Source organism: Borrelia tillae (assembly GCF_055693965.1).
The window spans coordinates 97,814-122,792 of the sequence record NZ_JBTGSB010000002.1 but is presented as its reverse complement, the minus strand read 5'-3'; the positions used below and the strand labels follow the sequence as shown (position 1 = coordinate 122,792).

The 24,979-nt window shown below is 29.7% G+C and carries 19 protein-coding genes; all 19 read left to right on the top strand.

Features of this window, described 5'->3' with window-relative positions; translation table 11 throughout:
• Nucleotides 1-269 precede the first annotated feature (269 nt).
• Nucleotides 270-965, top strand: a complete 696-nt coding sequence (locus ACWUD1_RS04980) for a hypothetical protein (RefSeq protein ID WP_472756970.1) — start codon at nucleotides 270-272, stop codon at nucleotides 963-965.
• Between the two features lie 299 nt (nucleotides 966-1,264).
• Nucleotides 1,265-2,464 carry a hypothetical protein gene (locus tag ACWUD1_RS04975; protein WP_472756969.1) on the top strand — a complete coding sequence of 400 codons (1,200 nt, stop codon included), beginning with the start codon at nucleotides 1,265-1,267 and terminating at the stop codon, nucleotides 2,462-2,464.
• A gap of 346 nt (nucleotides 2,465-2,810) precedes the next feature.
• Nucleotides 2,811-3,908: a hypothetical protein gene (locus ACWUD1_RS04970; RefSeq protein WP_472756968.1), complete on the top strand. Its 1,098-nt coding sequence runs from the start codon at nucleotides 2,811-2,813 to the stop codon at nucleotides 3,906-3,908.
• A 376-nt stretch (nucleotides 3,909-4,284) separates the two neighbouring features.
• A complete protein-coding gene (locus tag ACWUD1_RS04965; protein WP_472756967.1) occupies nucleotides 4,285-4,881 on the top strand; it encodes a hypothetical protein in 597 nt (198 codons plus the stop codon).
• A gap of 433 nt (nucleotides 4,882-5,314) precedes the next feature.
• The gene (locus ACWUD1_RS04960) at nucleotides 5,315-6,436 is read left to right on the top strand and encodes a BTA121 domain-containing protein surface lipoprotein (protein WP_472756966.1); all 1,122 of its coding nucleotides are present in this window, start codon (nucleotides 5,315-5,317) and stop codon (nucleotides 6,434-6,436) included.
• 323 nt (nucleotides 6,437-6,759) lie between these two features.
• Nucleotides 6,760-7,947 (top strand): BTA121 domain-containing protein surface lipoprotein, encoded by a 1,188-nt coding sequence (locus ACWUD1_RS04955; protein ID WP_472756965.1) that lies wholly within the window; start codon nucleotides 6,760-6,762, stop codon nucleotides 7,945-7,947.
• A 60-nt stretch (nucleotides 7,948-8,007) separates the two neighbouring features.
• Nucleotides 8,008-9,144: a BTA121 domain-containing protein surface lipoprotein gene (locus ACWUD1_RS04950; RefSeq protein ID WP_472756964.1), complete on the top strand. Its 1,137-nt coding sequence runs from the start codon at nucleotides 8,008-8,010 to the stop codon at nucleotides 9,142-9,144.
• 367 nt (nucleotides 9,145-9,511) lie between these two features.
• Entirely contained in the window at nucleotides 9,512-10,651 is a 1,140-nt protein-coding gene (locus ACWUD1_RS04945; protein ID WP_472756963.1) for a BTA121 domain-containing protein surface lipoprotein, read from the top strand.
• A 306-nt stretch (nucleotides 10,652-10,957) separates the two neighbouring features.
• Nucleotides 10,958-12,070, top strand: a complete 1,113-nt coding sequence (locus ACWUD1_RS04940) for a BTA121 domain-containing protein surface lipoprotein (protein ID WP_472756962.1) — start codon at nucleotides 10,958-10,960, stop codon at nucleotides 12,068-12,070.
• An 804-nt stretch (nucleotides 12,071-12,874) separates the two neighbouring features.
• Nucleotides 12,875-13,000 carry a hypothetical protein gene (locus ACWUD1_RS04935; RefSeq protein WP_472756961.1) on the top strand — a complete coding sequence of 42 codons (126 nt, stop codon included), beginning with the start codon at nucleotides 12,875-12,877 and terminating at the stop codon, nucleotides 12,998-13,000.
• On the top strand, nucleotides 12,963-14,042 hold the full coding sequence (locus ACWUD1_RS04930) for a BTA121 domain-containing protein surface lipoprotein (protein WP_472756960.1): 1,080 nt from the start codon (nucleotides 12,963-12,965) through the stop codon (nucleotides 14,040-14,042). Before ACWUD1_RS04935 ends, ACWUD1_RS04930 begins: the two co-directional genes overlap by 38 nt.
• Before the next feature lie 362 nt (nucleotides 14,043-14,404).
• A complete protein-coding gene (locus ACWUD1_RS04925; protein WP_472756959.1) occupies nucleotides 14,405-15,574 on the top strand; it encodes a BTA121 domain-containing protein surface lipoprotein in 1,170 nt (389 codons plus the stop codon).
• A 299-nt stretch (nucleotides 15,575-15,873) separates the two neighbouring features.
• Nucleotides 15,874-17,250, top strand: a complete 1,377-nt coding sequence (locus ACWUD1_RS04920; RefSeq protein ID WP_472756958.1) for a BTA121 domain-containing protein surface lipoprotein — start codon at nucleotides 15,874-15,876, stop codon at nucleotides 17,248-17,250.
• Between the two features lie 295 nt (nucleotides 17,251-17,545).
• Nucleotides 17,546-18,808 (top strand): BTA121 domain-containing protein surface lipoprotein, encoded by a 1,263-nt coding sequence (locus ACWUD1_RS04915; protein ID WP_472756957.1) that lies wholly within the window; start codon nucleotides 17,546-17,548, stop codon nucleotides 18,806-18,808.
• Nucleotides 18,809-18,923: 115 nt separating this feature from the next.
• Nucleotides 18,924-20,081, top strand: a complete 1,158-nt coding sequence (locus tag ACWUD1_RS04910; protein ID WP_472756956.1) for a BTA121 domain-containing protein surface lipoprotein — start codon at nucleotides 18,924-18,926, stop codon at nucleotides 20,079-20,081.
• Nucleotides 20,082-20,225: 144 nt separating this feature from the next.
• On the top strand, nucleotides 20,226-21,374 hold the full coding sequence (locus ACWUD1_RS04905) for a BTA121 domain-containing protein surface lipoprotein (RefSeq protein WP_472756955.1): 1,149 nt from the start codon (nucleotides 20,226-20,228) through the stop codon (nucleotides 21,372-21,374).
• 51 nt (nucleotides 21,375-21,425) lie between these two features.
• Complete coding sequence (locus tag ACWUD1_RS04900) at nucleotides 21,426-22,586, top strand: BTA121 domain-containing protein surface lipoprotein (RefSeq protein ID WP_472756954.1); 1,161 nt, start codon at nucleotides 21,426-21,428, stop codon at nucleotides 22,584-22,586.
• Nucleotides 22,587-22,640: 54 nt separating this feature from the next.
• Nucleotides 22,641-23,765: a BTA121 domain-containing protein surface lipoprotein gene (locus tag ACWUD1_RS04895; protein WP_472756953.1), complete on the top strand. Its 1,125-nt coding sequence runs from the start codon at nucleotides 22,641-22,643 to the stop codon at nucleotides 23,763-23,765.
• Between the two features lie 55 nt (nucleotides 23,766-23,820).
• On the top strand, nucleotides 23,821-24,945 hold the full coding sequence (locus ACWUD1_RS04890; protein WP_472756952.1) for a BTA121 domain-containing protein surface lipoprotein: 1,125 nt from the start codon (nucleotides 23,821-23,823) through the stop codon (nucleotides 24,943-24,945).
• The last annotated feature ends 34 nt before the right edge of the window (nucleotides 24,946-24,979 follow it).

The window sequence follows — 24,979 nt, the reverse complement described above, 5'->3', positions numbered from 1 at the left end:
GCTTTTTTGTGTTTTAAAAGGAAGTAAGGTATAGTAAATGTTAAAAAATTAAAATAAAAAAACAAATAAGTATTAATTATAATATATAATTTATATATTATATAATAATTATTATTTATTAAGATTCACTATTAATTAGTATTCATAGTGAATGTCTGTAACAGATAGTTTGTAGCAATAAGTTAGTGATATTAAATCAATTTATGTTTCAATTTGGTTAGATGTAATTTGACATTAAATAAAGTTTAAAAAATAAAGGGGGTGTTTTAGTGATAAGGATAAGGAAATATATTTTAAATATAAGAGGATTATTGTCTGTACTATTAATATTAATTGTAGTTTGTGATGTAGTTGCCTTTAATACTGACTTTAATATTGATTTTGGTATTCTAGCTATGAGTAGAATGGGGAAAACTATGCTTGACCGTTTGGAGTCTAAGCCCAAGGTCCCGATTTATGAACTTTATGCTGAGGAGAAAATAAATTCAAAGCTTGAAGATTTATTGCATGAATTTAACTTATCAATTGCTGAGAAACTAGGCATTATGCGCTACAAAGAGATATTAATGAATTCATATGTTATCCACAAGGAAGAAGAATTTATAGATTTGCTTGAAAGATGGGGTAATATTAGGGTTCGGTATGCTGGATATTGTTTGTATTCTATAATGACAGTTGGACTTGGCCCTGGAGAATCTTTTGATAATATTTTTATTATAAAGCAAAATTTGAAAGAGAAATTGAAAACTATCTTTCGTAGAAGCAGGATTGACCCTGCGTCTTTAATAAAAATGTTTGCATATAACGGTAGTTGGGGTGATTCTGAGTTTGCATATTGTGGGATCATATTTTGTGATGATATATCTAAATATGGCATAAAACAAGCTTTAGAGATGCCTTCATTTGAGGCACTATTTGCAATTTCTCCTGATAGGATCTGGGAGTTAATTAAAAAAGTTGATTAACAGTAATGGATTGTATATAGAAATATGGCACTGGGAAATTAGACTTAGAAATTAAATGTTAAAAAATTAAGGTAAAAAATAAATAAGAATTGATAAAAATGGATAACTATGTGTAGTATAATTAATACATTATTATAATGTTTATTTATTAAAATCGATTATTAGTTAATGTCAATAGTAAATATCCGTAACAGATAGTTTGTAGTAATAAGTTAGTGATATTAAATCAGGTTATGCTTTGATTTGGTTAGATGTAATTTGGCATTAAATAAAGTTTAGAAAATAAAGGAGATGTTTTAGTGGCAAGGATAAGGAAATATATTTTAAATATATATGGATTATATGGCTTATTATTCTTATTAGTGTTAATGATATTTGCTTGTAAGCAGTTAGGCATTACTAGTGGGAAAACTGAGGAAGACTTAATGAGGAAGAAGTCGGTCGAAAAAATTATGCCTGAAGTGGTTCACATGTCTGCAGATCTAGAATATTTAGATTTGACTGCTTTTCCTGAATTTAGAGATAATTTTGTTAAGATCCACAAATTACCCAGCGAGACTGTAGAGTTTCATCAATTTTTGGATAAAATTCAGTTAGTAGAAAATGAGGCAAAGGAAGGTATTGTACGCTACAAAGAAATATTAATGAAACCTGATATTAAACCAGTGGGTGTTGTCTGCAGTGAAGAAGAATTTACTAATTGGTTTAATGGTTGGACTTTGAATAAATCTTTGAGTAGAGATAAGATTATAACCTTGATAAGTCGTATAGACTTTTCATTTGAGCAGCATGATAGAGCACAGATGGCTATTGATGCTATTGTTGATGAAAAACGACAGGAGTTTAAAGCTCTTTTGCAATTTATTTTGGATGTTGCCAGAGTAGATTTTTTTGCTAGTTTAAAAAGTTTTTCGTATGATAAGGATACCCTTGTTTTAAGGGACCCTGGTCTTGTATATTTGAGTCTTTCAAAGCACGATTTATCAAATTATGCTTTTTCTTTAGTTGGAAATGCAGCCTTAGGTATTAATTCGTTTAATCAAATATACAAAATCCTTTCCCCAAGGGCAAAGGATTTTATTAATTATATGCGAAATGTCAGAGTATTGCCTGCTTTTAAGGGGGATGTTCATACTGATATAGGTGCTCAACCCCTTAATAAAATAAATCTTATTCAGATTAATGATAGTTTTGATGCCTTAATAGGTATTTTAGGTAGGCTGGGTGGCAAGGATCGATTTTATCAAATTATGAAGCCTCTTTTTGATGTTTTTCAAGTAAAGATAGCAACAGCATTTTTCATTAAAAACAGTGCAGATGACGCAAAAAGGCAGTTTAAGCTACAAGAGGATCTTTATCAGTCTCAGATAATACAGATATTTAAGGAAGCATATCATCCTATTGAAAGTGTGTTGGAGAGAATATTAGCTGCAAGTAGCACTTTAAATGCTATTCAAAATAAGTTTAAGGAGATTAAGGATAAATTTAAAGGATATTAGATAATAAGTTCTTTCAAAGAATAAATTTATAAGTATAAGAAGTAAAATAAAAAATATAAGCCATAAAAATATTAACTTTTATGGCTTATTGTGTTTGTTTTGAAAGGATTAAAAGAAGGAAGAGTAGCATATATACTTACAATTAAACTAAAAAAATAAAGGAAATTAATAAAAAAGATGAAAATACTTATTGTATAATAAATACATAAAACTATTATTTATTAATCAAAATTAATTATCAGTTAAATACGTATAATAAATATCCATAATATATGGTATGGCCTTAATAAGTGATATTAGGTGAATTTAGTATCGAAATTTTACTATAAAATTAAGGAGATATTTAATGATACTAAAGATAAAACGTATTTTAAACATATGTAAATTATGTGGACTATTATTTTTATTAGTATCAATGATAAATTCTTGTAAACAAGGGAATGTTGCTACTGATGGAAAAGTTGTGACTTCAGTTTGTTTAAAATCTTTTCTTGGGAATTTGGCTAGGGGTTTGATTGGGAATTCTCCTGATGATTCTGCTGTTAGTCTGGAATTTAAGGAATTTTTGGATGGAATTGGACTATCAGATGAACAAAGGTATGGTATTGTACGTTACAAAGAGATATTAATGAGTTCTAATATTGAGCCAGTGGGTCTTGTTTGCAGCGAAGAAGAATTGATAGATTTATTTAGGGATTTAGAGCCTAATGAGGTTAGACTCCTTGGAGAAAGTGTACAATCTGTATTTGCAATGATAGAAAAGACAAAGAAAATTATTGATAAGCTTATTTCTAAGAGACAAAATTTTAAAAAACTTTTGCAAGTTGTTTTTGATGATCCTGCTCTATCGCCTCTAACGGGTCTTAAGAGTTATTCATATGATAAAGAGACATCTGTTTTAAGAGATTCTGATCTTGTATATAATGATATTGTAAATAAAGAGCTACCTAAATTTTATTTTACTGTGATTAAAAATGCGGCTGTAGGAATTGATGCGTTTGATACGGTATATGAACACCTTCCCTCTGCAACTCGGGAATTAATTAAGTATATTCAAGATATAATATTACCTTCTTCTAATGATAGTTTAAGTGATAAATCTTTGTTTGTTTTTTATATAATTCAGAATGTTGCGAGTAAAGATAGTTTTGACTCTTTAATGGGTGAACTGGGCAGGGATAATAACTATTATCTAATTATGTTCCCACTTCTTAGCGTTTTTAAGGCAAAGGTGGTCGCAGCAGATGCAATAAAAAGAGGTAAGTTAGGACCAGAATTAAAGGGGCAATTTGATATTCAAGAAGAGCGCTATAAATATCAGATAGAAAGGATATTAAGGTATGCATATCCTATGAGTGATTTACAGGGTAGGGCAATGGCTGCAAAGAATACCTTAGATTCCATTAAGAATAATTTTCAAAACCTTAAGATTTTTAAACCATAGTATCAACATTAAGATTGATATCGATTTGGTGTTTATAAATTTGAAGTTGAGTCTGGTGGGATTAGAGATAGAGTTTGTGTAAATAGATAGGTGCAATAATTTAAGACTTATTTAATAATAATAGGCATATACTGTTTTAATGGTAGTGTATAATAATCAATATTAATATATATTTAATATGTCATGACATCATATAAATATATAAAATAAAGCATTCTAATAAAGCATTCTAAGAATTGATAATTAAATAAATCATACTTCAATAATCAATAGTAAATAATTTGGGATTTATAATTTAAGTTTGATTAAAAATTTGATCGTAGAAATAAAAGCATAAAAGAATGAAAAATCAAGAACGCGAAAGAGGAGATATTTAATGATCAAGATAAGTTTTTATTTATTATTGCTGTTGTTAGTAATGTGTAAGCTAGACCCTCAGGAGGAAAGTGCCGATAGTTCTGTTATTGGCAAAAGTGTTAGAAACGGTTCTCAGTTGTCTTTTGTTGCCAGAGGTGCACGTTTGGAGCAAAAATTTGAGGGTACAGGTAATACTTCAGATGTAATTACAAAAGAGCCCGAAATGAAAGCAAATCCAGATTTAGATGTTGTTATACTTGGTGTTTCAAGTAGTCAACGTCTGGATTCAGTTCCAGATAATCAATTTTTAATCTCACAAGAGGGTAATACTTTGCAAGTTATAGATGGGAAGACAAAATTAGAAAAGGTTGAAAACTTGAAAGAAAATGAAGTTATTAATGAAATTCTTGTGGAAGGCTTATCTATTACTTCCCCAGGCTCAAATGTTGAATCCCAAACTGTAGTGCCAAGTTTGCAGGCCCCACTCTCATATCAGCCTGGTCAAGGTCCATTGCCACATATTCGATTTCCATATCAGCCTGGTCAGCCTAATCAAGGTCTATTGCCACATATTCGATTATCATTGCCATACCTGACCCTCAATTCCAGGAGGTAGGTACTTAAAATTTTACTAGATAATAATATTATAAGCCTTAAAGGAACAAGAAATTCTTTAAGGCTTATTTTTTAATTTTGTCTATATTTTATATGTTTAGTATTCTTGTTTTTAGCATTAATCTTTAAAATTAAAATAAACTTAATTAAAATAAATCTTATAATGAAGTAATTATTTAATAATAATTATTATAAATTTTTTATGATAAAAATCAGTTCGCATAATGTATAATTGATGCATGTAACAATGTTTATTAATAAATATATTATAAATACAAATTAATTAATGTCTATAATAGTACTTATAAACACAATAAATAAATTTTAGCTAATTTTAGATTCAACTTATGTTTGGTTTGGTTTATTTCAATTTAGGTTAATTTAACTTATATTGCATGTGGTTAGGGGTCTAGATATAGAAAAGGAGATATTTAATGACAAAAGAGCGAATTTATGTTTTTAGTGTATATTTTAATATAAGACATGTGTATATTAGTATATTATTGCTATTAGCATTAATTTTAATAGGTTGTAATTCAGAAGTTGGAAAAAAGGAGCATGATAGTGCGAATATATATGATGATGTAAGGGTTGTGGATGGAAATTTCGTTATTACACGTCCAGAAGCTGAGTTTAGTGTGGAATCTGTAAAGATAAGAGCTTTGCAAAAACCGATTGAAGAACTTCAACTTTCAGATGGACAAAGAGGCGGTATCCTGAATTTAAAAATAATATTAACTGCTCCTGGCTTTGATTTATCCCGCAGTTATACTGAGGATGAGTTTTTGACTTTGTTAAATAACCTGGATGAATTTGAAGTTCAAAATTTAGGGGATCATATAAACTCTGTGCTTATAGATAAAGATGTGGCATTAAATCATATTGAGTGTATTGATGATGTTGCAAAATCAGAATTTAAAGGTTTTTTGACAGTTGTTTTGCATGATCAGGATAAAAAGTTTAGAGATTGGTTAAGGGCACTTTCAATTGTGGATGACAAGACTGCACAGGCTGATGATTTGTATAATGGTATTATATCGGATGAATTTTATAAAAATAGTTTTATTGAACTTAGAGAATTAGCTTTGGGTATTAGTAGGTCTTTAGAGGAAAATCGAGGGTTCCTTTTCAGGAATCAAGAATTCATTTCTTATTTACGTAGTGTTGTGGTAGAGAGCTTTGGTGATAGTAACATTACTATTAATAATATTTCTTTTGATAAATTGCAAGAAATGAAAACTAATGATACTTTTGATGCTTTAATAGGTAGATTATTGAGGATGGGTGGATTTAAATTTAATCAAGTTATGGAATCTGTTTTGAATGTCTTTGAGTCAAAGATAAGTACTGCAAAAGTACTTGCAAGTAGATCTGATGACGAATTAGATAGATGGTTTAAAGCTCAAGAGGAACTTTATGAAGGGCAGCTAAAAGAGATATTTAGTACATTTAATTTTAAGGATGTGCAAAGTAGAGCAGCTTCAGCAAAAAATGAGTTGTCAGCCATCGATATTGGGTTTATTAGGATTAAAAGCGAGGCTGAAGGTAAGCCTTGAGTTAAAGTCTCTTAAAAGAGGTTTTGCACATAGTTAATAATGTAGTTAATTAGTTAATAATAAGATTTATAAAAATGGTATATATGAGATGTGTATAATATATAATTAACATATACAGTAATTTTTATTAATAAATATATTATAAATACAAATTAATCAATGTCTATAACAGATAACTATAAGCACAATAAACAAGTTTTAATAAATTTTAGTTAATTTTGATTTCAATTTTTCAACTTATGTTTGGTTAGATTGAATTAAATTTAGGCTAATTTAACTTATATAGTATGTGGTTAAAAGTCTAGAAAAAAAGGAGATATTTAATGACAGAAGAACGAATTTATGTTTTCAATATAAATTTTGATATAAGTCATGTGTATAGTAGTATATTGCTGTTATTGGCATTAATTTTAATAGGCTGTAATGCAGGAGTCGGAGAAGAAGATTCCCAGAGCAGTAGCATGGGTAGTACTAGCACTACTGGAAAGTTTGCTACAAGGGGCTTGGGTAGTAGGAGTATTGTTGTATTTCCATCTCCAGATCCTATTCGTGAACTTGCAGGGCCTGATAGTGGTCAGGTAGTACGAAGCTCAATTGATGAAACTCCGGTTGATATATCACAACTTTCAATCGGGCAAAAACGGGGAACCTTTTATTTAGACGAAGCATTAACTAGTCTCGATTCTAATACTAGTGTATCTCGTAGTTATACTGAAGAAGAGTTTGCTGATTTTTTAAATCATTTGGGTAAGGCTAAGGTTCAGATTTTAGGAGATCATATAAACTTTGCACTTAAAGAGATGGATGAAGCAAGGGAGGCTATTGATGGTATTGATTCTGCTGCAAGACCAGAATTTAAAAATACATTAACAGTTATCTTGAATGAGCAGGATCAAGAGTTTAAAGAATGGCTAAGATCCCGTTCAGTTATAGGCGCCAAGCTTCAGGAGGTTGATGATTTGTATAGTGGTGTTATATCAGATGTGTCTTACAGAGATAAGTTTAGTAAACTTAAAGAAATAGCTCTGGGGATTATTAACTATTTAACACGATATTCAAGAATGGTAAAAAAATCTCAGGAATTTACTGATTATTTGCGCAGTGTTGTGGTAGATGAGTCTTACAAACGTGAAGTTGATGCTGAGGTTATTTTTAATGAGTTTGACGAGCTTAAAACTAATGATAATTTTGATGTTTTAATGGGTGAGATGCTTAGTTTGGATAGTGATCAGTTAGCTCGCTTGATGAAGCCTATATACCGTGTTTTTCATGCAAAGGATGTGGCAGCAGCAATGATTGCAAGGTTAAGACAACCTATAGATTTAAGTGCTAGGTTTGAAGTTCAAGAAAAACTTTATAAAGATCAATTAAAAGAGATATTTAGCACATTTAGCTTTCAGGATGTGGAAAGTAGACTAGATGCTAAAGCAATGATTTTAAATGGCTTGAATACTGGATTTATTGGGATTAAAAATGATGCGGAAGCAAGATTTAGGGGTGCAAGATCTTAACAGGTTAATTAACGTGTTAACGTGTGTTTAGAAGTCTAAGACTAAAAAAGGAGATATTTAATGACAGAGAAAAGAGTTTGTGTTTTCAATATAAATTTGAGTATAAGTCGTATATATAGTAGTGTATTATTGTTATTGGTATCACTACTGTTAGCTTGTAATGCAAGTGAGGTGGATAATCGGGATAGAATGGTTAGTGATAGTAAAGAGAGAATGACCCAACATTCCATCCGTCCACTAACAGCAGATGCTTCTGATAAACAGGAATTTGTGTGGGGAGGAGAGTTGCAAAATTCGATTGATGAATTTCAGCCTTCAGAAAATCAAAAACTAGGTATTGAGTATTTAAAAAAAGCATTAACTGATTCTGATTCTAATGTATCTCGCAGCTATACTGAAGCTGAATTTTTGCAGTTGTTAAACAATTTGGGCGATTTTGAAGTTCAAACTTTGGGGGAACATATAGAATCTATACTTGAAGTAAGAGATGAAGCAAAGAGGGATATAGAGAGTATTAGTAATTTTGAAAAATTAAGTGAAAAAACAAGACTTAAAAATACTATGGCAGTTGTCTTGAATGAACAGGAGCAAAAGTTTAAAGAATGGTTAAAGTCTCACTCAATTATGGGTGGCAAGCTTCAGGAAGCTGATGATCTGTATAGTAGTATTATGTCGGATTCATCTTACAAGGATAATTTTATTCATCTTAGAGAAATAGCTTTGAATATTGCTAAGTATTTAACACGCATGCAATCAATAACAATAAATGGCGAATCATTTAATTTTTATTTACGTAGTGTTGTGGTAGATGATAATCGTGAGATTGATGCTGACGCTTTTTTGAATGAATTTGGAAAGGTTAAGAATAACGATGCTTTTGATTCTATTATAGGTAGAATATTGAGGCTGAGTGTTAAGGAGTCAAATAAAATTATGAAACCTATGTCAGATGCTTATATTGCAATGGGTATGGCAAGGTCAGCTCTTGCACTAAATAAACTAGGTGTTGAAAGATCGAAAGAACTTCAAGCTCAGTTTAACACTCAAGAAAAACATTATAGCGAACAAATAAGGAGTATATTTAGTACATTGAATCTTCAGAATATAAAAAGTAAAGCTGCTTCAGCAGAAAAAACTTTAGAGAAGATTAATATAGGGTTTGTTGAAATTGCAGATAGTGCTAAAATTAAGTCTTAAAGTTTATTTATTTTGATTTAACTTTAATTAAAAAACCAGTAAATACTATATTGATATATCCTTTACGGTAAGCCATAAATATTAAATTTGTGGCTTTAATTTAAATTAATTTGTACTCATACTATTAATTATTAATTATTGTTAATAACAAGATTTATAAAATGGTATATATAGGTATATACGGTAATATATAATTAATATATACAGTAATGTTTATTAATAAATGTATTATGTATACAAATTAATCAATGTCTATAACAGATACTTATAAACACAATAAACAAGTTTTAATAAATTTTAGTTAAATTTAAGTTAATTTAACTTATATGGCATGTGGTTAAAAGTCTGGGAAAAAAGGAGATATTTAATGACAGGGGAAAGAATTTGTATTTTTAATGTAACTTTTAATATAAGATGTGTGTATTGTAGTATATTGCTTTTATTGGCATTAATTTTAATAGGCTGTAATGCAGGAGTTGGAAAAGAAGATTCCCAGAGCAGTAGCATGGGTAGTACTAGCACTATTGAAAGTTTTGCTACAAAGAATTTTGATAATAAGAATATTATTACTACGCCCACACCTCCAGATACCGCTGTTCAGCCTTCTGAGCCTTCACTTAAGCAAAAACGGGGCATTTTGTATTTAAAAAAAGCATTAACTGGGTCCGGTTCAAAGCCATTTCGCAGTTATACTGAAGCTGAGTTTTTGCAGTTGTTAAGCAATTTGGATGAATTTAAAGTTCTACGCTTAGGAGATCATATAAACGCTATACTTGAAGAGATAGATGAAGCAAAGGCGGCTATTAAGAGGATAGATCTTTTGGAAAACGCATTCTTGAATTTTACCTTGACGGATATTTTGAATGCTCAGGATAAAGAGTTTGTAAAATGGTTACAGTCTCTTTCAGTTGTGGGTGATAAGCTTCAGGCTCAGGTGATTGATGCTTTGTATAATAGTGTTATATCGAATGCATCTTATAGAGATAATTTTAATAAACTTAAAGAGGTAGCTTTAGATATTATTAGTTATTCAAATAAAGAGAACAAACTTTTACCTATAAGGAATGTAACATTCATTGAGTATTTACGTAGTGTTTTGATCGATGGGTCTGATACACGTGGTTTTACTGCCAGCATTCTTTTTAATAAATTTGACGAGTTCAAAACTAATAGTAGTTTTAAGGCCTTAATAGGTAGAATATTTAGAATGAATATGTCTGAGGTACATGAAATTATGGATCCTATTTTTGATGTTTTCACTGAAAAGGTAAATGCAGAGGCAGAAATTAAAAGGGTAGAACAATCTAAAGACTTAAATGCTCAGTTTGAAGTTCAAGAAAAACGCTATAAAGAACAATTAAGGAAGATATTTAGTATCTTTGACCTTAAAGATATAAAAAGCAAAACCGCTTCAGCAAAAAATACTTTAGATGACATTAAAAATAAGTTAATTAATATTAAAAATAAGTTAATTAATATTAAAAAAGATGCTGAAATTAAACTTTAGATTGATTTATAAAGTTTATTTATTTTAATTTATTTTAAATTAAGGGTGTCTTAAAGGAGTTTTGCATATTGTTAATAACAAGACTTATAAAATGGTATATATAGTATGTACGGTAATATATAATTAATATGTACAGTAACGTTTATTAATAAGCACATTAATAAATCCATATTAATCAATGTCTATAACAGATATTTATAAGAATAATAGGTTAATTTTAGTTAATTTCAATTTTTCAACTTATGTTTAGTTAATTTAATTTGTATAACATGCGGTTAAAAGTTTAGACAAAAAAGGAGATATTTGATGACAGATTTTAGAGTTTATATTTTTAATATAAATACCATATATAGTAGTATATTGCTTTTATTGGCATTGATACTGCTAAGTTGTAGTACAGAGGCTAAGAAGAAAGATCAAGACAGCATGGTTGGTGATAATGGAGTAATCGTAGAGCAAAATTCCACGGATGTGGCATTAGAGCTTGATTTTGGTATGAAATCTATAGGAAAAGGAGATTTATCACCGAATCCTCTTGAAGAACTTCAGCTTTCAAGTGAGCAAAAACAGGGTCTTTTGTATTTAAGAGAAGTATTAACTGATCTTGGTTTGAGTTCGTCTCGCATTTATACTGAAGATGAGTTTTCTGCACTATTAAATGATTTGGATGAATCTGAGGTTCAACGCTTAGGAGATCATATAAACTCTGTACTTAAAGAGATGAATGCAGCAAATAAGGCTATTGGTTCTATTGATGATTCTGCAAGGCCAGAATTTAAAAATACATTGACAGTTCTTTTGAATGCTAACAGTAAAAAATTCCCGGATTGGTTAGACTCTCTTGCAGTTATGGGCGATAAGCTTCAAGAGGTAGGTGTTCTTTACAATAATGTTATGGCAAGCGATCTTTACAAAGATAAATTTACTGAACTTAAAGAAATAGCTTTAGGTATTAATAGGTATTCATCAATACGGAGTAAGATCCCGCATCAGAGTAGAGAATTTATTGATTATTTGCGCAGTGTTGTTGTATATGAGCCTGTCCAGGGTGGGATCAATATTGATGTTGACTTTAAATATATTAAGACTGGAGATAGTTTTGATGCCTTGATAGGTAGATTGAATAGGATAGGACAGATTAAGGCTCGCAAAATTATGGATCCTATTTTCCAGATTTTTGAGTCAAAGATAAGGGCTGAGGAGGCACTTACAAGTGTTCAAGATGCAAATTTAACTGAAGAGTTTGAAACCCAAGAAGTACTCTATGAAGAAAAATTAGTAAATATATTTGATGTGTTTAGTCCTGATGATATATATGATAGATCAATAGCTGTAAGAGATATTTTAAATGACATTAACATAGAATTTTCTAGGATTGCAAGTAAGGCACAGGGAGGCGTTAAAGTTTCTTTATTTTGATTTATTTTATATCTAGAATTAAGGTATCAGTAATATACTGATATATATCCCCTTAAAATAAGCCATAAATATAACTTTTATGGCTTTAAGTTTAATTTAAATTTTAAAGTTTAAATTTTGAGAGTAGATACTTAATGGTGAGAATAAAATCGTATATTTCAGGTACATGTGATATGTATATATTGTGCGTAGTATCATTCAGAATATAAAGAATAATGATAGTTTTGATTATTTAATAGGTGTTCTTAGAGTAGATGGGATCAGATGAGATTTCAAGAAATTATGGTTTTTCTTTTAAAGGCATTTTAATGCGATGAAAGGAGCTGAATCAGATATTAATCATCTTAAAAGACGCGTCAATTAAATACAGATAAACTGCAGGAATCAAGATATAAAGAAAAGTTACGATATATATCTTATATTTCAGATTCCTCTACTGTGTATAATAGAGCAGCGGGGGAAAGCGATTGATGGTTTAATATTGTTGAGACTGAATTTTGAAAATTAAGAGTGAGATTTTTGATCAAATTGATCCTGTTAAACATTAAGATAGATTAAGTCTTAATTATATATAAATACAAATCATATAGGTTAATCATCTTTATGACTTTGATATATATATAAATATATATTAGTATATTTAATATATTCTAATTATTAATTAATTAATCTAATAAACCAACTTTAATTTGGTGATATTAAGTATAATTTGAAATGGTAATGCAGTTTTAGCTTAATTTGAATTTCAGACTTTAAAAATAAAAGTTAAAATAATAATAAAAATAAAAAAGGAGACATTTAATGATGAAAGGGGGAAATCATATTTTAAGAATTTATGGTTTATTATTACTAATTATGGTGAGTTGTAATTCAGGGGCTGGGGCATTAAAGAGTGGTACTATGGGTCAGGGGGGGGCACAAAAAAACTGATTATAATGGTACTGGTGGGGTTAAACGCGGTGTTATTTCTGGTTTTAACAAGCTAAAATATGATTTTTTTAAGATTCCTCGTGCTGCAAAAATAAATGAAGAGCTTGAAGAGTTGTTAAATAAATTTGATTTGTCAGATGAGCAAAAATTAGTTGTTTTTCTTTATGAAGAAGCATTAATGGATCCCCAGATCGGTTCGGGTTGTTACACTTATACTTTGGATGATTTTTTAAAATTGCTTAAGAATTTAAGTAAAACTAGATTTACAGATTTGATAGATCATATGGAATCCGTGTTGCTAGAAAGAAAACAAGCATTAGAAATGATTCTTAATATTAATGCTGAGAGAGAGAGTTTTAAAAAATTTTTAATAGATATTTTTAATTCTGATAAATATAAAGTGTTGGATGAATTAAGAGTTCTTTCAACTGATACTAAAAAGATTAAAAAGCCTATTGATGTATATAGTGCTATTAAAGGAAGTGATTTAAATAGATATAATTTTGTTTGGTTTACAGAAGAAGCTTTAGGTATTAATGAGTTTGATAAGATATATGATGAGAATCTATCTTTACAAGAAAAGAAATTAATTGATTTTATACGTAGTGTGGTAATAGGAGAATTTGATCATAGTATGACTTATGTCTTTCTTATTAATAATGGTATAGGTCGGATTTGGAATAAAGATATTTTTGATGCTGCTATAGGTAAATTATATATGTTAGACGATACTTTGTTTAAAGGTGTTATAGAACCCCTTTTAGAGGTTTTTAATTTAAGACGGGAAGTTTTATTAGCATTTGATGCTTTGAAACTAGCGTCAGTAGATTTAGAATTTTTGCAGACAAAGTTTAGACCGCAAGATCTTATATATCAGGCAAGTTTAGTTTATATCTTTAAGAGTCCATCTTCGTCTATGATATACTTGAATGGAACAAGTCCGATACTTCTTGAATCTTTAAAATTTATTGCTACTAAACTTAGTGATATCAAGAGAGATGCTGAAATGCAACTTGGTTATACAATTGTCATTGGAAGCTAAAGTTTGACCTTAAGTAAATACTTGAATAGTAAATCTAAACAATGAATCTAAAAGTAGATGTAAGTTAAATAGAAAGTTTCAAGATATAAATTGCAAGGATTAAAGTTTTTATTTTTTTAAATTTAGTTTATGATCAGCTATTAAAAAATATAAATTAAAAAAATAAATTAAATATAATATTTTAAGACTTTAGGTATATAATTTATAATTAGTGCATTATGACTATTATCATTAGTGAATAATTATTATTAATAACAATTATTTAATAAATGCATTGAGGATTGGTAATATACATGATTTTAATTTTATTTAGGTAAGTTTAATTTGGACGTTAAAGTTTAAATTAAAAGAGGAGATATTTGATGCTAGAAGAGAAACCCCATCTTTTAATATTATTGATACCAATATTATTGGGTTGTAATTTGGGAAACAGGGGGGAGAGTCTTGAGAGTAATGTGTATGAAGTTTCAAATAAAAGAGAACTTACTCAAACAGGTGTTAAGTCAAAGGGGTTAGGAAGGGTTAAAGGGAGTACTGTTACCAGCAGTGCTCTTAGTACTGGTGATAATGAGCAAACGAAGGTTATAATAGCACAAACAGCCTTTAAAACCTTTATAAATAAATTTAATTTATCAAAGAAGCAAAAGAAGGGTATTAGTTGTTATAAAGAGACACTAATGGATGCAAATATTGGTGTTGATGCAAATTGTCGTACTTATACTGAAGAGGAGTTTTTAGATTTGATAAGGTCTTTTAGCGGAGAAGAGCTTAAAGCCTTGGCAGATGCTATAAGCGAGGTATTGGAGAGAAGGAAATTGGCAGAAGCAGAGATTAAAAAGATCAAAAGACCAAATTTTAAAAAACTTTTGCGTTTGATCTTGCAGTATCGCATTAATGAATATTTAATTCATCTAAAATTCGTTTCAACCAATCATGGTGAGCGTGTAGCTAGTGGAGAAAGTATAGCCCATGAGATTATAGGAAATTATCATAAATTTAATGATTATTTTTTTTGGCTTTCAGAAGAGGCTTTAGGAATTAATGAGTTTGTGAAGATATATAATAGTTTATCTGCACAAGAAAAAGAATTAATCGATTATATGAGAAGCGTAAGAGTTCCTAATTCTGATGAGAGCAAAACATTTGATTATTGGTTTGCTATGGATAGAATCAAGGAGCTTAGGAATAAGGACAGTTTTGATTGCTTATTAGGCAAGCTAATTAGAATGGATCGTGGTAAGTTTAATAGGGTTATGGAAATCACTTTACCTGTTTTTGACGCATTAGTGAAAGCTCAATCTGCTATTAAAAGGGGTGCAGCAAGCGAAGGCGTAAAGAGGGCGTTTAAGGAGCAAGAGATCTTATATAGAAATAAATTGTTTACTATATTTAAGGACAATAATCCTTTTAGGGTATATGATAATGCAATAAGTCAGCTAGTGTATGATATTAAAACATCTAATAACCTACTTGTTGATTTAGATGTCGTTAAGCTTAATTTTGAAAGGATTAGAGATATAGCAGGTCCATAAGTCAATTATGGGGGGAATAGGGTATTGATAGTAATTGAAGTTTATTAAAATAAATTAAAAATAGGTATATATAAAGAGAACAAATATAATGTATAATTAACATATCATCTTAATGTTTATTAAAAATTTCTATAATAAACAGTCTATAACAGCTAATCTATAACAAACAATTTATGACAAATAAGTTTAATAAATTTAATAGTGGTGGATAAATTTGTGTGTTAATTTTGTTTGATTTTAATTTGATTTTTGATTTAAACCTTAAGGTCAATATAAATATGAATATAAGGAGATATTTAATGATAAGGGGAAAAATTTATATTGTAAGTATATATATATTTTTGTTGCCATTAGTAGTATTAATAACATTATCTTGTAATTCAGGCGGGATGTCGGATTCTGATAGTTCTACTGATAGTTTGACTCAGAGTTCTGACTTCCAAGAAAGCCCTTCTCCTTTTAGGCAGTTTTTAGATGAATTTAATTTATCGGATACAGAAAAGGACGAAGTTGAAATTTTTAAAAATGCATTAATGAATCCCAATATTAGTGCTATTACTAGTTTTCCCGTTCGTAGTGAAGAAGCGGTTAAGACTGTGCTTAAAGATTTTGGTGAGGCTAGGATTAAAAGCATAATAAATATTGTAAAACCCACTTTGGACAAACTAGAGGGAGCCGAACATGCTGTTGCAAAGGTTAGTCGAGCAAGTTTTAAAAGGTCTTTGGAGTCTGCCCTTGGAGAGCCTAGGGGAGAAAGTTTAACTAATATAGTTTCTCTTGCAGCTTATGATGATCTTAGATTTGATCGTGAAACAGCTGCAATGGTAGTTACAAGAACATCTACTTTTTTCAGGCAACGGGCTTCTGATCTATTAGCTAATACTGGTGGCAGTAATGCTGAAGCTTTTCGTAAGTCATCTGCGTTAGCAATTAAAGCTGTATATGATAGGTTTTTAGATAATGGGGCTAAGAATGATCATATTTTTGAGAGACTGAAAACTTTATCTGAAGGTATGAATGAATTTGATAAGAAATTTGCAACAAATTCATCTTCATTGCAGAAGAAAGTAATAGATTATATGCGACGTTTAAGAATAAATGCTGAGGAGAATAGTGACGCGATTAATAATGAGATTAATACAAAGATTAGCAATGAGAATAGTGCTGGGGTTATGTCTGTGATTGACTCTTTGGTTGGTGCTGTGACTGATGTTGTGACTAGTGCTGTGACTGGTGCTGCTGTGGATAGTGATGTTAGCAATTTTAATATTGCTCTTGACAACATTAATTCTATTAGGACTTATGATGCTTTTAATGCCGTAGTAGGTAGCTTAAATTTGTTAGGAAAGCTTGATGGACATTTTTTAGAGAATCATATAAAGATTTTTAATGCACGTGAAGCAGCTGCAAAGGCAATTCTAAGTCTTCCACAAGCAAGTACACAAATACAATCCTTACAGGCACAGATTAGAGATCAAGAGGAGGCTTATGAAGCTCAATTGAGAGTGATATTTAGACAAGCATACCCTATTGAGGCGATATATAATAAAACGATAGATACAAAGATGTCTTTTGATTTAGGTGCAATTGTTACTGCATTTGAGAACATTAAAAGTAAAGCAGAAAATCTGCTTAACAGTCAATCGCCAAAGCAAACACAAGGTCAAGCACGATAATTTAAGGTTTTAAATTAATTCAGATTACAAATAATTTAAAATAGGTATATAAAATTTATGACATATAGTTATTATGTTGTAGTGTTTATTATCAAATTAATATTAATAAATGTTAATTACATAAATGTTTATAACAAATCTCTATAACAAATATTTATAATAAACAGCCCATAATAGCCAATTCATAACAAATAGTTTAATAAAGAATAACAGATAGATTTATGTTTTCATTTGGTTTGATTTTAATTTAATGTTTAATTTAAGGCTTAAATTAAACATAAGGAGATATTTAGTTATGACAGAAAAAAAAATTATTTTAAATTTGTGTAGACTCTTGTCTCTATTAGTTTTATTAGTATTGGTATTTGCCTGTGATGCGGGGGGAACGGGTAGTGGGAGTTCTGCTACTAGGTTTAGAGGATCGTCTTCAATGTTTGCTAAGAGTAATAATAAATCAGCTGATAATAAGCTTAAAATTTCTCTTAAGGTGTCAGGTAAGGATGGTCTTAATCCAACTGTTATTAAGACTTCGCCTCCAATATCAGATGGAAATGGTGTTGATCTAGCAGATATGAGTATTGATTCTAAAAATAGTTTTGATGATGCTGTTAAAACATGGGCTGTAGAGAGTGAGAGATTTCAGAGTCTTTTAGACGAATTTAATTTGTCTGATGCACAAAAGGAAGGGGTTGTGCTCTTTAAAAAAACATTAATGGATCCCAATGTTAGTAGCATTACTGGTTATCCCGTTATTACTGAAGACAAATTTGAAGACTTGATTAGAGATTTTGGTGAGCTTAAGATTAAGGGTTTAGTGGATATATTAGATTCTGATATTAAAGAATTGAATAACACTGAAAACATTGTTTCAATGGTTCAACGAGTAAACTTTAAAAATTTATTGGATCTTGCATTAAGGCCTTTTAAGAAAGGATTTTTAATTACTATAGTTACAATTGCAGCTTACAAGGATCATCGTTGGTCAATTGATCAGATATATGATGATGTTTTAAAGCATAAAAGTCGTTATAATTGGAAGTTTATTAGAGTCAGAGAGGCCGCTTTAGGTATTATTGAGTTTGATAAGATATATAAAGACTTACCTTTAAAAGAACGAGGCGTCATTGATTATATGCGAAGTGTAAGAGTCTCTAAGTCTGATGATAGTGATACTATGAGATATCTTGTTGCTAATAGTAGAATCAATCTTATTAAGAATAATGATAGCTTTGATTCTGTAATAGGTAGTTTAAATATGTTGGGTAAGAATAAACTTAATGAAGTTTTAAAACCAAATATAGCTGTTTTTGAATCAAGAGCCTCTGCAATTGCTGCACTGAAAGCCGCATCAATAAATGTGGGAAATTTACGCACAAGATTTAGCATGCAGGAAGAGACATATAGGAAAATTTTGCACGATATATTTAATGAGTCATATCTTATTAATGGGATATATGATAGGGCAATAAGTTCAACGAGTGCTTTAAATAGTATTGCTAGCGCATTTAATAATATTCAAAGTGAAGCCGAAGGTATACGTGGCAGTAAAAAACAATAGTTTTAGGTTTTAAGATTTAAAAATTTTAATTTAAAACTATAACATTAAGTTTGGACACTAAGAAATAAGCTAAATATATAGTAAGATGAATTTAAGTTTAAGAGAGATTTTTTTTATGAAAAAATATAAATTTACTATAAGTGTATTGCTATTAATCTTAATATTAGCAGTAATACATGGTTTAATAGGATTTAAGAGAGTTTCTGTTGATAATTTTGTTGATAATTTTAGTGATGTTGAAAAAATAGAGCCACAAGACAGGGTAAAGTTTAAGAAACTTTTGGATGGGATTGAATTATCAGATGAGCAGCTTAGAAGTATACTGTATATGAAGCGCGTATTAACGGATTTTAATATTGAACATTATAGTGATTATAGTGTTTATATGTATGCGCATAAGAATGTTTTTAAGATTGATAATAATAGTGGTTATCAGCTTTATACTTATACTGAAGATGAATTTTTAAAATTTCTTAAAAGGCTTAGTGATGATGGTAGGGTTTGGGGTATTATAAATCATATAAGTTTAGCGCTTAATGCTTTCGATAAGGCTTTAGCAGATATTAATAGTCTTGATGTGGACAGTTTTAAGAAAAGTTTAAAATATTCTCTTGATGAGGATAATAAAAGGTACTCAGCTGATTTAAAATTATATTTATTTAATGAATATAATCTTTATAATCTTTTAAAAAATGTTACGATTTATTCCGAAGAGTATTTTGCATTTGCTGATTATGCTAGAATTTTTGGGTTTATTTCAGAGAAGGTTTTAGGATTTAAGAGTTATGATCAAATATATGAAAGGCTTTCAGAAAGCGAGAGAGAAGCACTTGATTGCATAAGACATGCTTTGGAAATTTATTATAATAGCAAGGAGTTTAGTCAGGATGATTTAGTTGATTTAAGGGTTGGTCCTACACTGCCTAGCAATGGTTTTAAGGCTACAATAGGTATTGAATTTTACCTTCCTGATAATACTGAAATTTTAAAAAAAATTCTAAATTACAATTTAGGTGTTCTGAAAGCTTACAAGGAAGCTTTTGATGCTGTTGGTAAAGTTAAAGACACTGCATTAAAAGAAAAATTAAGACTAAATCTCAAGGAGCAATATAAGGGAGGATTGAGGTCTTATTTTTTTGATCTATTTTACAATAGGAGCCCTGCTAATATCATATACGAGAGAATGACAGATAAGTGGAATATTTCTCATTTAAAGACCCTTGAAGATGAATTTATCAAAATCAAGACTCTAGCCTTAAAAGGCAAAGTTTAATAACAATATTTTTAAGGATGTCTAAGCCCTTAAAAATTTGTTAAATGATAGTTGTCTTTAATAATTATGGTATTCTTATAATTAATATCTATAAACATTTAGTTTAGGCCTAAAGACTTAAATTTGAAAGGGAGATATTTAGTGATGAACATAAAGAATAAGTTTTTTATTGGCGTATTGTTATTCGTAGTAATACCAGTAACAGTTTATATTGTAGGTTTTAAAGATTCAGACATAAATTTAGAGAAGGGTAAAAATAATAATACTATTAGTGGTAGTACTATTAGTGATTTAAAAGTTTTTAATGAAAAAATGGACTCAGGAGAAAAGACAAAAATTGAGAAAATTTTGGGTGAAATTAAGTTATCTAATGAACAAATTAGAAGTATCATGTATATGAGGTACGTGCTCAATAATCCTGATTTTGATGGTGCAAAAACCCATAATTCGCATATTTATACTGATGATAAATTTTTACACTTGCTTGAAAAGCTTGGGACTGATAAATCTTTGGAAATTATAAATAGTGTGGGCTTGGTACTTAAAACTCGAGACAAAACTTTAGTTGACATTAATAGTGTTGATGTTGTCAATTACAAAAAGAATTTAAAACGTTTGTTTGATGAGTATAATAATAATGGGTACCCATCTTATTTAAAGAATTATATCTTGAATGAATATGATCCCCCTAAAAAGGTACATAGCGAGTGTCAAGGTTTTCAGGTTGTTGTTGATTATGTTAGAGATTTTAATTCTCTTTCAAGTAGGGCTTTAGGTATTAAAAATTACAAAGAAGTATATGCAAAACTTTCAGAGAGTGAAAAGGGAGCATTTGATTATATAAAACATTTAATAGTAAACTACTTTTACTTTGGTGATGATTATGGTCCTGCTGAGGAGCGAAATTTGCCGAGAGCTAATTTAAAAGTTTATTCTACGCAGACTAGTAATGGTTTTGACTCTACAATTGGTAATAATTTTATTAACCCTGAAGATACTAAAATTTTAAAAAAGATCATAAATTTTAATTTAGATATTTTAAAAGAACACAAGGAAGCTTTTGATGCTATTGATAGAGTCAAAGACAATACATTAAAAAAGAATTTAGAGGTTGTGTTTCGTGCTCAAGATGGGGAATATATAGTTTATTTAAATTACGTATTATCTCAGTTTTCTTATGACGATAAGAAGATGGAGTGGACATTTTCAAACAAAGAAATCTCGTCTTATATAAAAGCCATTGCTAATGAATTTAGAAGAATTAAGACCATAGCCTTACAGGGTAACGTTTAATGATAATTTTTTTAAAAATTAATTAGTTTAAATTTAAAGAGGAGATGTTTAATGAAGACACAGAGTAAGTACGTTATAGGTGTATTGCTGTTGGTGTTAGTAGTAGTAATAGCAGTAATAGTTTACATTTTAGGTTTTAAGGATTCTAACTTAAATTTAGAGAAAGACAAAGACAGTAATATTACTGGTAATTTTGAAATTTTTATTGAAAAAATAGAACCACAAGACAGGGTAAGGTTTAAGAAACTTTTTGATGGAATTGAATTATCAGATGAGCAGCTTAAAAGTATACTGTATATAAAGCGTATATTAACGGATTTTAATATTGGGCATTATAATGGTTATCAACTTTATACTTATACTGAAGATGAATTTTTAAGGTTTCTTAAGAAGCTTAGTGATGATGGTAAGGTTTGGGATATTATAAATCGTGTAAGTTTAGCGCTTAGTGCTCGAGATAAGGCTTTAGCAGATATTAATAGTCTTGATGTTTACAATTTTAAGAAAAGTTTAAAATATGCTCTTGATGAGAATAATGATAAAAGATATCCAGCTGATTTAAAGTTATATTTATTTAAAGAATATGATCTTTTGAAAAATGTTGTGTTTATTGATGGGTGGCATACAGAGAGTCCTGATTATGCTATAATTTTTGGGTTTATTTCAGATAAGGTTTTAGGATTTAAGAGTTATGATCAAATATATGAAAGGCTTTCAAGTGAAGAAAGAGAAACACTTGATTCTATAAAACGTGTTTTGGAAATTTATTATGATAGCAAGGAGTTTAATCAGGATGATTTAGCTGATTTGGGGGTTGGTCCTACACTGCCTAGCAGTGGTTTTAAGGCTACAATAGGTATTGAATTTTACCTTCCTGATGATACTGAAATTTTAAAAAAAATTCTAAATTATAATTTAGGTATTCTGAAAGTTTACAAGGAAGCTTTTGATGCTGTTGATAAAGTCAAAGACACTACATCAAAAGAAGAATTAATACTAAAGCTTAAGGAGCAATATAAGAAATTGAGGCCTTATTTCTTTCATCTATTTTACAATAGGAGCTCTGCTAACATCATATACGAGAGAATGACAGAGAAATGGAATATTGCTCGTTTAAAGACCCTTGAAGATGAATTTATCAAAATCAAGACTCTAGCCTTAAAGGTAAATGCCTTACAAGTTGACTTACATGTAAATGAGAAGACAAATTAAAGATTGGATGGTACTTAATGATATTTAAAACGATATTTCTAAGAGGATATTTGAATGAAAGTAGATAATAAATTCATTATAGGCGTAGTGTTGTTGATGCTAATATTAGCAGCACTATATGGTTTAGTAGGATTTAAGAGAGTTTCTGTTGATAATTTTGTTGATAATTTTAGTGATGTTGGAAAAGTAGATCCACAAGACAGGGTAAAGTTTAAGAAACTTTTTGATGGAATTGAATTATCAGATGAGCAGCTTAGAAGTATACTGTATATAAAGCGTGCATTAACGGATTTTAATATTGGGCATTATAATGGTTATCAACTTTATACTTATACTGAAGATGAATTTTTAAGGTTTCTTAAGAAACTTAGTGATGATGGTAAGGTTTGGGATATTATAAATCGTGTAAGTTTAGCTCTTAATGCTCGCGATAAGGCTTTAGCAGATATTAATAGTCTTGATGTGGACAGTTTTAAGCAGGATTTAAAACACGAACTTGATGAGGATAATAAAAGGTACTCAGCTGATTTGAAGTTTTATTTATTTAAAGAATGTGATCTTTTGAAAGATGTTGTGTTTATTGATGGAGAGTCCGCACCCTTTGATTATGCTAGAATTTTTGGGTTTATTTCAGAGAAGGCTTTAGGATTTAAGAGTTATGATCAAATATATGAGAGGCTTTCAAGTGAAGAAAGGGAAACACTTGATTCTATAAAACGTGTTTTGGAAATTTATTATGATGAGGATGAGTTTAGTCAGGATGATTTAGCTGATTTGGGGGTTGGTCCTACATTGCCTAGCAATGGTTTTAAGGCTACAATAGGTGAGTTATTTTACAAGCCTGATGATATTGAAATTTTAAAAAAAATTCTAAATTTCACTTTAGGTGTTCTGAAAGTTTACAAGGAAGCTTTTGATGCTGTTGATAAAGTCAAAGACACTACATCAAAAGAAGAATTAATACTAAAGCTTAAGGAGCAATATAAGAAATTGAGGTCTTATTTTTTTGATCTATTTTACAATAGGAGCCCTGCTAACATCACATACGAGGACATGACAGAGAAATGGAATATTTCTCGTTTAAAGACCCTTGAAGATGAATTTATCAAAATCAAGACTCTAGCTTTAAATACAAATGACTTACAGATTGATTTACATGTAAATGAGAAGACAAATTAAAGCTTGGATGGTACTTAATGATATTTAATAGCGATATTTCTAAGAGGATATTTGAATGAAAGTAGATAATAAATTCATTATAGGCGTAGTGTTGTTGATGCTAATATTAGCAGCACTATATGGTTTAGTAGGATTTAAGAGAGTTTCTGTTGATAATTTTGTTGATAATTTTAGTGATGTTGGAAAAGTAGATCCACAAGACAGGGTAAAGCTTGAGAAGCTTTTGGGCGGAATCAAATTATCAGATGATCAGCTTAGAAGTATACTGTATATAAAGCGCATATTAACGGATTTTAATATTGAGCATTATTATGGTTATCAACTTTATACTTATACTGAAGATGAATTTTTAAGGTTTCTTAAGAAGCTTAGTGATGATGGTAAGGTTTGGGGTATTATAAATCGTGTAAGTTTAGCTCTTAATGCTCGCGATAAGGCTTTAGCAGATATTAATAGTCTTGATGTGGACAGTTTTAAGCAGGATTTAAAACACGAACTTGATGAGGATAATAAAAGGTACTCAGCTGATTTGAAGTTATATTTATTTAAAGAATGTGATCTTTTGAAAGATGTTGTGTTTATTGATGGAGAGTCCGCACTCTTTGATTATTCGAAAATTTTTGGGTTTATTTCAGATAAGGTTTTAGGATTTAAGAGTTATGATCAAATATATGAGAGGCTTTCAAGTGAAGAAAGAGAAACACTTGATTCTATAAAACGTGTTTTGGAAATTTATTATGATAGCAAGGAGTTTAATCAGGATGATTTAGCTGATTTAAGGATTGGTCCTACATTGCCTAGCAATGGTTTTAAGGCTACAATAGGTATTGAATTTTACCTTCCTGATGATACTGAAATTTTAAAAAAAATTCTAAATTTCACTTTAGGTGTTCTGAAAGTTTACAAGGAAGCTTTTGATGCTGTTGATAAAATCAAAGACACTACATCAAAAGAAGCTTTAATACTAAAGCTTAAGGAGCAATATAAGAAATCGAGGTCTTATTTTTTTCATCTATTTTACAATAGGAACCCTGCTAACATCATATACGAGAGAATGACAGCGAAATGGAATATTGCTCGTTTAAAGACCCTTGAAGATGAATTTAGCAAAATTAAGACTCTAGCCTTAAAGGCAAATGACTTACAAATTGATTTACATGTAAATGAGAAGACAAATTAAAGATTGGATGGTACTTAATGATATTTAAAACGAT

What these genes read in the sequence shown, in the direction of transcription:
- ACWUD1_RS04970 (WP_472756968.1), top strand. Translation starts at nt 2,811, where the DNA reads ATGATACTAAAGATAAAACGTATTTTAAACATATGTAAATTATGTGGA.
- ACWUD1_RS04965 (WP_472756967.1), top strand. Translation starts at nt 4,285, where the DNA reads ATGATCAAGATAAGTTTTTATTTATTATTGCTGTTGTTAGTAATGTGT.
- ACWUD1_RS04960 (WP_472756966.1), top strand. Translation starts at nt 5,315, where the DNA reads ATGACAAAAGAGCGAATTTATGTTTTTAGTGTATATTTTAATATAAGA.
- ACWUD1_RS04955 (WP_472756965.1), top strand. Translation starts at nt 6,760, where the DNA reads ATGACAGAAGAACGAATTTATGTTTTCAATATAAATTTTGATATAAGT.
- ACWUD1_RS04950 (WP_472756964.1), top strand. Translation starts at nt 8,008, where the DNA reads ATGACAGAGAAAAGAGTTTGTGTTTTCAATATAAATTTGAGTATAAGT.
- ACWUD1_RS04945 (WP_472756963.1), top strand. Translation starts at nt 9,512, where the DNA reads ATGACAGGGGAAAGAATTTGTATTTTTAATGTAACTTTTAATATAAGA.
- ACWUD1_RS04940 (WP_472756962.1), top strand. Translation starts at nt 10,958, where the DNA reads ATGACAGATTTTAGAGTTTATATTTTTAATATAAATACCATATATAGT.
- ACWUD1_RS04935 (WP_472756961.1), top strand. Translation starts at nt 12,875, where the DNA reads ATGAAAGGGGGAAATCATATTTTAAGAATTTATGGTTTATTATTACTA.
- ACWUD1_RS04925 (WP_472756959.1), top strand. Translation starts at nt 14,405, where the DNA reads ATGCTAGAAGAGAAACCCCATCTTTTAATATTATTGATACCAATATTA.
- ACWUD1_RS04920 (WP_472756958.1), top strand. Translation starts at nt 15,874, where the DNA reads ATGATAAGGGGAAAAATTTATATTGTAAGTATATATATATTTTTGTTG.
- ACWUD1_RS04915 (WP_472756957.1), top strand. Translation starts at nt 17,546, where the DNA reads ATGACAGAAAAAAAAATTATTTTAAATTTGTGTAGACTCTTGTCTCTA.
- ACWUD1_RS04910 (WP_472756956.1), top strand. Translation starts at nt 18,924, where the DNA reads ATGAAAAAATATAAATTTACTATAAGTGTATTGCTATTAATCTTAATA.
- ACWUD1_RS04905 (WP_472756955.1), top strand. Translation starts at nt 20,226, where the DNA reads ATGAACATAAAGAATAAGTTTTTTATTGGCGTATTGTTATTCGTAGTA.
- ACWUD1_RS04900 (WP_472756954.1), top strand. Translation starts at nt 21,426, where the DNA reads ATGAAGACACAGAGTAAGTACGTTATAGGTGTATTGCTGTTGGTGTTA.
- ACWUD1_RS04895 (WP_472756953.1), top strand. Translation starts at nt 22,641, where the DNA reads ATGAAAGTAGATAATAAATTCATTATAGGCGTAGTGTTGTTGATGCTA.
- ACWUD1_RS04890 (WP_472756952.1), top strand. Translation starts at nt 23,821, where the DNA reads ATGAAAGTAGATAATAAATTCATTATAGGCGTAGTGTTGTTGATGCTA.